This window comes from Kitasatospora sp. NPDC007106 (assembly GCF_040634455.1).
Classification (GTDB): domain Bacteria; phylum Actinomycetota; class Actinomycetes; order Streptomycetales; family Streptomycetaceae; genus Kitasatospora; species Kitasatospora arboriphila.
On sequence record NZ_JBEYFP010000692.1, the window covers coordinates 1 to 3,078 of the forward strand.

The following is a 3,078-nucleotide window of genomic DNA, read 5'->3' on the forward strand; positions in this document are numbered from 1 at the left end:
ACATGGTGAGCTCCCTACGCCCGTGGGGCCGTGCCCGGCGCTCCGGCTGGCTGCCGTTGTCCGGTCGCCGACGGGGACGGAACGTAGCGGGCGGTGTCCGCAAGCGGCTGCGGGACAAGCCGAGATCACGCCCGTCACTGATGAGGGAAGTCGAGCACCCGCCGGTGGGCGAGGCCGCCTGAGCTGTCCAGCGGGCCTGCGCGGAGAGACGATGAAGGGCACCGGGACGGAAGGCGAGGTCGAGCGACGGGACCGGATCGGACGAGGCCGCCAGTACCGGTGGCGGGCGGAAGGAAGGCCGGGAATGAGCGCCTCCGATGTGGGCCGGCCCCTGGTCGGCACGGTGCGGGCCGCCGCGTCCGAGCCCGGTGGCCTGCTGGACCTGCTGGGTGTGGCCGCAGCGGTGTTGGACGCGGACGGGCGGGTCGTCCTGTGGAGTCCGCAGGCTCAGGATCTCTTCGGCTGGAGCGCCGAGGAGGCGCTTGGCCGGTACGCGGCCGAGCTACTGGTCGCCGAAGAGAACCGGGGTGTGATCCTCGGGCTGTTCGCCGAGGTGATGAGTGGCGGCGGGCGCTGGGCGGGGGTGTTCCCGGTGCGGCACAAGGACGGCAGCACCCTGCTGGTGGAGTTCCGCAACATGCGGTTGCAGGACGAGCGCGGCCGCCTCTATGCCTTGGGGATCGCCACCGACGAGGCCACGCTACGCAGGGTCGAGCGCGATCTGGCCCTGTCGGCGCGGCTGGTGGCCCAGTCCCCGATCGGGCTGGCGGTGCTGGACACCGACCTGAGGTACGTCCTGGTCAACCCGACACTGGAGCGCATCAACGGCCTGCCGGCCGAGCAGCACCTCGGTCGCGAAGTCCGCGACGCGCTGCCGTTCCTCGACGCCGGGGTCGTGGAGTCCGCGATGCGCCAGGTACTGGCGAACGGGAAGCCGCTGGTGGATCAGTTCATGGTCGGCCGCACGCGTGCCGATCCGGACAGCGACCACGCCTGGCGAGCGTCGTACTTCCGGCTGGAGGACTCAGCCGGGCGGGTGATCGGCCTGGCCGTCTCGGTGGTGGACGTCACCGAGCAGCACCGCGCGGCCGCCGAGGCTGCCCGCGCCCGACGGAGACTGGCACTGGTCGCCCAGGCGTCCATGAGGATCGGCACCACCCTCGACCTCGGCCGGACCGCCCAGGAACTGGCCGACTTCGTCATCCCCGATCTCGCCGACGTCGCCGCGGTCGACGTTCTCGACTCGGTCCTGAGCGGGCGCCCGCCCACGCACGGGCCGGTCGCGGGGCCGGTGACCCTGAGGGCCCTGGCCGTTGCGGCGGCCTACCCCTCCGACGCCTTGCGCGCCGCCGACCCGGTCGGAGAGATCGCCAAGTACGACGCCGACCGCCTGGTCACCCGGTGCGTGACCACCGGCCGTCCAGTGCTCGTGGCCCACGTGACGGGCGAGGACCTGCCTGGCATCGCCCGAGACGGCGAGGCAGCGGCCGTGCTGGCTGGAGCAGGCCTGCGCTCCTACCTGGCGGTGCCGCTGATCGCCCGCGGCGAGGTGGTCGGCGCCCTGGACCTCAAGCGCGTGCGCGATCCGCTGCCGTTCGGCGAGGACGACGTCGTGCTGGCCGAGGAGCTTGCCGCCCGCGCCGCCGTGTGCATCGACAACGCCCGCTGGTACCAGAGCCAACGCAACACGGCCCTGACCCTGCAGCGCCACCTGCTGCCGCACGTGCCCACGCGGCCCGTCGGTCTCCAGATCGCCTTCCGGTACCAGCCCGCGGGACGCGCCGCGCTGGCCGGCGGTGACTGGTTCGACGCCATCACGCTGGCCGGCGACAAAACCGCTTTGGTCGTCGGCGACGTGATGGGCCATGACATCAACGCCGCCGCCAGGATGGGCCAGCTTCGCACCGCCACCCGCACCCTGGCCGATCTCGACCTCGGCCCCGCTCAGGTGCTGCATCACCTCGACCGTGTCACCGCCGAACTCGACGAGACCACCGCCACCTGCGTCTATGCCGTCTACGACCCGCACGGCAGGCGGTGCCGCATCGCGCTGGCAGGCCATCCGCCCCCCGTACTGGACCGCCCCGGTCGGGCCCCGGTGCTGCTGGAGCTGCCCCCGGGCGCGCCGCTGGGAGTCGGAGGCGTCCCGTTCGAGTCCGCCTGCGTGGAGCTGGCTCCCGGAGACCGGCTGCTCCTGTACACCGATGGCCTGGTGGAGACCCGTGACCAGGCCATCGACACGCGCCTTGATGCCCTCATGAGCCTGCTCCGCGGGCCCAGGCTGTCGCTGGAAGCAACCTGCGACCGTCTGCTGACCGCCCTGCGGCGGGCAGACGACGATGATGACGATGACGACGTGGCCGTGCTCATCGCCGAGGTCCACTCGGTGCCGGGTCCGGTCGGACACGCGGCGTGAGGATGCGAACGGGTGGCGATCGCCTCGATCGCATACCCGCCGTCACGTCGCGGATGCAGCACCGCCCGACAGCGCTGACGGTCGCCTGGACCGGCTCCTCGGGTGTTCGACCCAGTGGACAGGTCTTGCCCTTCGTAAGTTTCAGCGACGTACGCGGCAACGGCCCGGACAACCCTGCTAACGCGCGAGCCGCATCGTGGAGATCGAGGTCTGCCGCTCCGGGGCGTTCGGTGTGATTCGGCGTGTGAGCGCGCCGGGTACGGGAGCCGGGCGCCACTGTGGGAGAGCATGCCGTCATGGACAGCGAATCGCTTGTACGCACCCGCCGCGCCTTGCACGCGGTCGCGGAGCTGGTCCTCGCCGGACCGCAGTTCCGAACCAGTGGCACGATCCGACTGCGCGCCTCCCTCGGAGGCTTCGCCACCCGGGCCGAGCCGAACGTGCAGGTCGTCGGCGCGGATCTGGTGGCGCCCCAGGGCTTCGGCGTTGTCGAGGGATGTCCGATTCGTGAGCATGTGGCCTCAAGAGGGTGAGAGGCGTTCACCGATGCGGATGTCCAGCCCGAGCTCCAGCCCTTACGACAGCTTCAAGCTGTCGACCAGTTGTACCCGGGGGTCCCACCCCGCCGGTCGTTCGCTCACCGATCCGCGCCAGGGACAGCC

The 3,078-nt window shown here is 71.6% G+C and carries 2 protein-coding genes; both read left to right on the forward strand.

The window, feature by feature from the left end:
- Positions 1 to 304 precede the first annotated feature (304 nt).
- A complete protein-coding gene (locus tag ABZ641_RS30875) occupies positions 305 to 2,416 on the forward strand; it encodes a SpoIIE family protein phosphatase (RefSeq protein ID WP_359987109.1) in 2,112 nt (703 codons plus the stop codon).
- A 296-nt stretch (positions 2,417 to 2,712) separates the two neighbouring features.
- Positions 2,713 to 2,949: a hypothetical protein gene (locus ABZ641_RS30880; RefSeq protein WP_359987112.1), complete on the forward strand. Its 237-nt coding sequence runs from the start codon at positions 2,713 to 2,715 to the stop codon at positions 2,947 to 2,949.
- Positions 2,950 to 3,078 lie beyond the last annotated feature (129 nt).